Source organism: Variovorax sp. P4_D9 (genome assembly GCF_056401695.1).
Genome location: NZ_JBFUIU010000561.1, coordinates 1 through 5,998 on the forward strand (window position 1 = coordinate 1; position 5,998 = coordinate 5,998).

9 protein-coding genes and 1 pseudogene are annotated in these 5,998 nt (G+C 68.0%); 9 read left to right on the forward strand and 1 reads right to left on the reverse strand.

Annotated features, from left to right (window positions below; genetic code table 11):
- The 8 genes from AC1DY5_RS38740 to fliR all read left to right on the forward strand — a co-directional run.
- On the forward strand, positions 1-760 hold a 760-nt coding region (locus tag AC1DY5_RS38740), incomplete at its 5' end, for a flagellar hook-length control protein FliK (protein WP_478119764.1).
- Positions 761-865: 105 nt separating this feature from the next.
- Entirely contained in the window at positions 866-1,339 is a 474-nt protein-coding gene (locus tag AC1DY5_RS38745) for a flagellar basal body-associated FliL family protein (protein WP_478119765.1), read from the forward strand.
- A gap of 21 nt (positions 1,340-1,360) precedes the next feature.
- Positions 1,361-2,362, forward strand: coding sequence for a flagellar motor switch protein FliM (fliM, locus tag AC1DY5_RS38750; RefSeq protein ID WP_478119766.1), 1,002 nt, complete (start codon positions 1,361-1,363; stop codon positions 2,360-2,362).
- Entirely contained in the window at positions 2,355-2,789 is a 435-nt protein-coding gene (gene fliN / locus AC1DY5_RS38755; RefSeq protein ID WP_478119767.1) for a flagellar motor switch protein FliN, read from the forward strand. The genes fliM and fliN overlap by 8 nt, the downstream gene beginning before the upstream one ends.
- Complete coding sequence (fliO, locus tag AC1DY5_RS38760) at positions 2,786-3,199, forward strand: flagellar biosynthetic protein FliO (protein ID WP_478119768.1); 414 nt, start codon at positions 2,786-2,788, stop codon at positions 3,197-3,199. Before fliN ends, fliO begins: the two co-directional genes overlap by 4 nt.
- Complete coding sequence (gene fliP / locus AC1DY5_RS38765; RefSeq protein ID WP_478119772.1) at positions 3,199-3,954, forward strand: flagellar type III secretion system pore protein FliP; 756 nt, start codon at positions 3,199-3,201, stop codon at positions 3,952-3,954. The genes fliO and fliP overlap by 1 nt, the downstream gene beginning before the upstream one ends.
- A gap of 7 nt (positions 3,955-3,961) precedes the next feature.
- Positions 3,962-4,231: a flagellar biosynthesis protein FliQ gene (fliQ, locus tag AC1DY5_RS38770; protein WP_478119769.1), complete on the forward strand. Its 270-nt coding sequence runs from the start codon at positions 3,962-3,964 to the stop codon at positions 4,229-4,231.
- Positions 4,231-5,025, forward strand: coding sequence for a flagellar biosynthetic protein FliR (gene fliR, locus AC1DY5_RS38775; protein WP_478119770.1), 795 nt, complete (start codon positions 4,231-4,233; stop codon positions 5,023-5,025). The genes fliQ and fliR overlap by 1 nt, the downstream gene beginning before the upstream one ends.
- A gap of 16 nt (positions 5,026-5,041) precedes the next feature.
- On the opposite strand, the gene AC1DY5_RS38780 is transcribed toward fliR, so the two are convergent.
- Entirely contained in the window at positions 5,042-5,350 is a 309-nt protein-coding gene (locus tag AC1DY5_RS38780) for a hypothetical protein (RefSeq protein WP_478119771.1), read from the reverse strand.
- Positions 5,351-5,598: 248 nt separating this feature from the next.
- Here AC1DY5_RS38780 and AC1DY5_RS38785 point away from each other — a divergent pair.
- Positions 5,599-5,998 (forward strand): annotated as a pseudogene (locus AC1DY5_RS38785) (helix-turn-helix domain-containing protein); the annotation flags it as partial.

Consider the following 5,998-nt stretch of genomic DNA (forward strand, 5'->3'; position numbering starts at 1 on the left):
GGCGCAGACGGCGCGTTCTCTCGCAGCGGTCGTGCCGGCGCCAGYCGTCTCGGGCGCGGCGAAGTCCGCGAGCGAAGCCGGCGCCGCTGCGGCCGGCGCCCCGACCGACACACCGAAGACCGCCGCGGTCCAGGCCGCTGCCGGCGCGGCGAGCAGCATCATCGCCGCCGCCCCCGAAGCGAAGCGCAGCGAGGCGATCGACACGGACAGCGCCTCGATCCCACAGACGCTGCCGCAGCTGGCCTCGGCCCTGCCGGCGGCCGATCGCGCCAACGCCGGCCGCGACGCCACGCCGGTGTTGTCGGTCGCGCCGCCGGTGGGCAGCCACGAATGGGGACCGGCCATCGGCCAGCAGATGATCCGCATGAGTGCCAGCGGCCACCAGGTGGCCGAGCTGAACCTCAACCCGGCCGGCCTCGGCCCGCTCAAGGTGACGCTGACGATGGGAGACAACCAGGCCCAGGCGATGTTCGTCTCGGCCCACGAAGGCGTGCGCAAGGCGGTCGAGGCCGCCCTGCCGCAATTGCGCACCACCCTCGCCGACCAGGGCATCAGCCTGGGCCACACCTCGGTCGGCGCCGACACCCGCCAGCCCTCGCAACAAGGCGGCTTCGCCGAACAGAACCCGGGCCGCTCGTCCGGCAAGCCGACGTATCCCGGGGCCGGCCGGGGCATCGACAACGCCGCTGCGGCAGCGCAGCCAGTCCCCACGGCCAGAAGCGCACGCGCCGCGAACGCGGGCCTGGACACCTTCGCCTGAAGCTCGGCAATGAGCGGATCTGACGGGCTTTTCCGCCCCTGATCGGCCGTTCGCCGAGCCTTCAGTTCGCAAAGAATAGACCGAACAAGTCAAACGAGCTCCCCCATGGCTACCTCACCTACCGCTTCCCCCGCTGCGCCTCGTTCCTCGAAGCTGCTGATCGGCCTCCTGATCGGGATCGGCCTGCTGGCCGCCGGCGCGGTCGCCTATGTGTTCGTCGGCCCCCGGGCCGCGCAGGCCGAGGCCGCCAAGCCGGCGCCCGAGAAGCCGATCTTCGTGACCCTGGAGCCGTTCACGGTCAACCTGCAGGGCGAAGGCCGCGCCAAGTTCCTGCATGTCGGCATGGCACTCCGGGTGCGGGGCGAGCCGTCGAAGGCACAGATCGTCGAGCTCATGCCAGAGCTGCGCAGCCGAACCCTGATGCTGCTGTCGAACCGGACCGCCGATTCGCTGGTCTCGCCCGAGGACAAGAGCAAGCTGGCCGAGGAGATCCGCGCCGAGCTGAACCGGCCGCTCAACGACGACCTGCCCGAGCAGGGCATCACCAGCGTCGCCTTCAACACCTTCGTGGTGCAGTGACCCCCACCAGGCAAGCCACCCATGGCCTATGAACAAGTCCTCTCGCAGGACGAGGTCGATGCCCTGCTGCAAGGCGTCACCGGCGGCAACGTCGACCAGACACGCACCTCGCCTGCGCCTGCCGACGGCCTCCCGGCCTATGACCTCGGCGCGCCCGACCGGGTCGTGCGCAGTCGCATGCACACGCTGGAGGTCATCAACGACCGCTTCGCGCGCGGCCTGCGCGGGGCCCTGCTGAACTTCATGCGCCGCAGCCCCGACATCTCGGTCGGGCCGGTGCAGATCCAGCAGTACGGCGAATTCGTGCGCCACCTGCCGGTGCCCGCCAACATCAACATGATGCACATGAAGCCGCTGCGCGGCACGGCGCTCTTCGTGTTCGATCCGAAGCTGGTGTTCCTGGTGGTCGACAACCTGTTCGGCAGCGACGGCCGCTACCACGTGCGCGTGGAGGGCCGCGACTTCACGCGCACCGAGCAGCGCATCATCAAGCGCCTGCTGGACCTCTCGCTGCAGTGCTACGGCGACGCCTGGCAGCCGGTGTACCCGCTCGAATTCGACTACGTGCGGGCCGAGATGCACGGCAAGCTGGCCAACATCGTGGCGCCCAACGAGGTGGTTATCAACACCACGCTGCAGATCGAGTTCGGCCCCATCGGCGGCTTCCTGCACGTGTGCATTCCCTACTCGATGATCGAGCCGATCCGCGACCTGCTGTCGAACCCGATCCAGGACGAGGTCGAGATCGACAAGCGCTGGGTCAAGCAGATGTCCAGGCAGATGCAGGCCGCCGACGTCGAGCTCACGGCCGACTTCGTGACGATGTCCTCGACCCTCGGCGAGATCCTCAAGCTCCAGGTCGGCGACGTGCTGCCGATCGAACTGCCCTCCAGCGTCATCGCTCGAGTCGATGGCGTGCCGGTGATGGAGTGCGGCTTCGGCACCTCGAACGACCGCTACGCCCTGCGCGTGCAAAACATGATCTCCCACCAAGACAGCGATGTGAAGAACGACCATGACTGACAACAACGCCACCGCCAGCGACGCCGACGACTGGGCCAGCGCGCTGGCCGAGCAGACCGCGGCAACGCCTCCCGCGCCGGCCGCCGGGCCGGTGCCGGCGCCCGCCTCCGCGCAGGTCTTCCAGCAGATCCAGGAACCGGCCTCGACCGCCAACGTCTCGGCGGTCGACATCGCGCGGGTGATGGACGTGCCGGTGCAGCTCACCGCCGAGATCGGCCGCACCCGCATCACCATCAAGAGCCTGCTGCAGCTGTCGCAGGGCTCGGTGGTCGAACTCGACGGCCTGGCCGGCCAGCCGCTCGACGTGCTGATCAACGGCTACCTGATCGCCCAGGGCGAGGTGGTGGTCGTGAACGACAAGTACGGCATCCGGCTGACCGACATCATCACACCGTCGGAGCGGATGCAGAAGCTGGCCCGCGCATGAGCCTTCCTACCGTGCCGTCCCATGCCGCCGAGGTGGCGCCGGTGGTCGGCGCCTCGGGCCCGCTGCAGGCCGGCCTCGGCATGCTGCTGGTGCTGGGCCTGATCTTCGCGTGCGCCTGGCTGGCGCGCCGCTTCGGACTACAGCGCTTCGGCGGCGGCGGCCAGGTGGTGAAGGTGGTCTCCACCGCCAGCATCGGCCAGCGCGAGCGCGTGGTGGTGGTCGAGGTCGCCGACACCTGGCTGGTGCTGGGCGTGACCTCGAACCAGATCAACACCCTACATTCCCTGCCTGCGCAAAGCGTGCCCGGCGCCGTGGCTGCACCCGCGACCACGGCTGCACGCAGCCCGGTCGACCTGTTCGCTCAGAAGCTGCGCGAATCGCTGACCGGCAAGGCGCGCCCCGGATCATGATGAGCAAGGCGATTCGCCAAGGCCTTCGGGCCGGCCTGCTGCTGCTCGCAGCCACGCTGCCGATGGCCGCCTGGAGCCAGGGCCTGCCCGGCCTGATCAGCACGCCCGGACCGGGCGGCAGCCAGACCTGGTCGCTCAGCGTGCAGACGCTGGTGCTGCTGACCTCGCTGTCCTTCCTGCCGGCACTGCTGCTGTGCATGACCAGCTTCACGCGCATCCTGATCGTGCTGGGGCTGCTGCGCACGGCGATCGGCACGCAGTCCTCGCCGCCGAACCAGATCCTGGTCGGACTGTCGCTGTTCCTGACCTTCTTCGTCATGGCGCCGGTGTTCGACAAGGTCTATGCCGAGGCCTACAAGCCCTTCTCCGAGAACAAGATCAGCGCCGACAAGGCGCTCGATCGCGGCATCGAGCCCTTCAAGGCCTTCATGCTGCGGCAGACCCGCGAGAACGACCTGGCGCTGTTCGCCAAGCTCGCCAAGGTGCCCGACATGCAGGGGCCGGAAGAGGTGCCGCTGCGCATCCTGCTGCCCTCCTTCGTGATCAGCGAGCTCAAGACCGCCTTCCAGATCGGCTTCACGATCTTCATTCCCTTCCTGATCATCGACCTGGTGGTGGCCAGCGTGCTGATGTCGATGGGCATGATGATGGTGCCGCCGGCCAGCATCGCGCTACCCTTCAAGCTGATGCTGTTCGTGCTGGCGGATGGCTGGCAGCTGCTGATCGGCGCCCTCGCGCAGAGCTTCTACACATAGGACGAGCATGACTCCAGAAACCATCATGTCGATGGGCAACCAGGCGATGCAGGTGTCGCTGGTGGTCGGTGCGCCGCTGCTGCTGGTGGCGCTGGTCGTCGGCCTCGTCATCAGCATCTTCCAGGCCGCGACGCAGATCAACGAAGCCACTCTGTCCTTCATCCCGAAGCTGCTGGCGGTGTTCGCGACCCTGGTGATCGTCGGCCCCTGGATGCTCGGCCAGATGCTCGACTACATCCGCGCGCTGTTCATGAGCATTCCGCAGATCGTGGGCTGATGCCGCCGGTCTTCCAGGTCACGTCGGCGCAGCTCACCGCCTGGATGGTGGGCTTCCTGTGGCCCTTCGTGCGGATGCTGGCGCTGGTCAGCACCGCGCCCGTCTTCGGCGAGGCCTGGGTGTCGCGCCGGATCAAGGTCGCGATCGCCGCGGTGCTCGCGCTGGTGCTGGCCCCCACGCTGGGCCCGATGCCCGAGGTCCCGGTGGTCTCCGCCGGCGGCGTCTGGATCATCGTTCAGCAGGTGCTCGTCGGCGCCGCGATGGGCTTCACGATGCGCATGGTCTTCACCGCGGTGCTGGCGGCGGGCGAGTACATCGGCCTGCAGATGGGCTTGTCCTTCGCCTCCTTCTTCGACCCCATGAACGGCGGCGCCACGATGGTGGTGGCGCGCTTCCTGAACATGCTGGCGATGCTGATCTTCATCGCCGTCGACGGCCACCTGATGATGATCACCGCGCTGGCGCGCAGCTTCGAGGCGCTGCCGATCGCCGATGCGCCGCTGGCCGCGCAGGGCTGGATGTTCCTGGTCTCGGGCGCAAGCCAGATCTTCGCCAGCGGCATGATGCTCTCGCTGCCGCTGGTGGCCGCGCTGTTAATCCTCAACCTCGCGATGGGCATCCTGAATCGCGCATCGCCGCAGTTCAGCATCTTCGCGGTCGGCTTCCCGCTGACCCTGCTGGCCGGCATCGGCATGATGCAACTGCTGATCCCGCACCTGGCGGTGTTCCTGGAGTCCCGCTTCGCGGCCGGGATCGATGCCATGCTGCAGTTCGCCGGGGCCCTGCGGCGCTGAGCCGCTTGCCTGGTCGCTACGGCGCACCGCGCATGCATGAGACCTTCTTCGATGTAAACGTTCTCTTGTGACCCGGATGGTAGAGCTGCATCACCTTGTCGGAGAGCGACAGGAGTAGATAGCTATCGGTGAAGTGCGGGTCGCTTCTGTCGGTCGGCTTCCCTTCGATCTGCGTGGTGACAGTCGTGAACTTGCCGTCGGCGTATGACCAGGTCCCCTCCTCCGCTTGGGTGAAAGCTGTCTTGCCGTTGTCCGCGTTTCTGAATTCGATCGTGAAGGTCCCATCCGGACGGCGGTTCATGAACGAGATGGCCTTGTCGCGCAAAACAGGCTGAAACTCCTCTGCGGACCAGCATCCGACGAGCGGATTGCCAGGTGGCTGCGATGTCTCCGGAGGGCTGGCGCATCCAGCCATGACTGCTTGAAAGGGCAAGAACGGCTTTGGGAACGAGCATTTCTTCGAGTTTTGACGGCTATCCAAAGGATCAGTCTAGCCACGCAGCTCGTCCATTCCAGGCCCGTCAACGAGATTCGGAAATTTCCTGAAAGCGGGCGGCGCGGTAACCTGTCGCCATGGACTCCCTGATCGCCGCCTCCGCGCGCGCCCTGGCCGCCGGCGACGCGCTCGGTGCCCTCAAGCGGGTCGCCCTGCGTGACGACCCACCGGCGCTGGCCATGCGCGGCATCGCCATGGCCCAGCTCGGCGAGCATCCGCGCGCCCGCGAGCTGCTGCGGCGTGCCGCCCGCGGCTTCGGTACCCACGAGGAGCTGGCGCGCGCCCGCTGCATCGTCGCCGAGGCCGAAGTGGCGCTGGCCATGCGCGATCTCGGCGGCTCGCCGCGCGCGCTGGCGGCAGCCGCGGCCATCCTGGAGGCCCGCGCCGATCGCGCCAATGCGCTGCAGGCCCGGCTGATCGCGGCCCGCCGGCTCCTGCTGCTCGGCCGTCTCGAGGAGGCCGCGGCCGCGCTGGCGC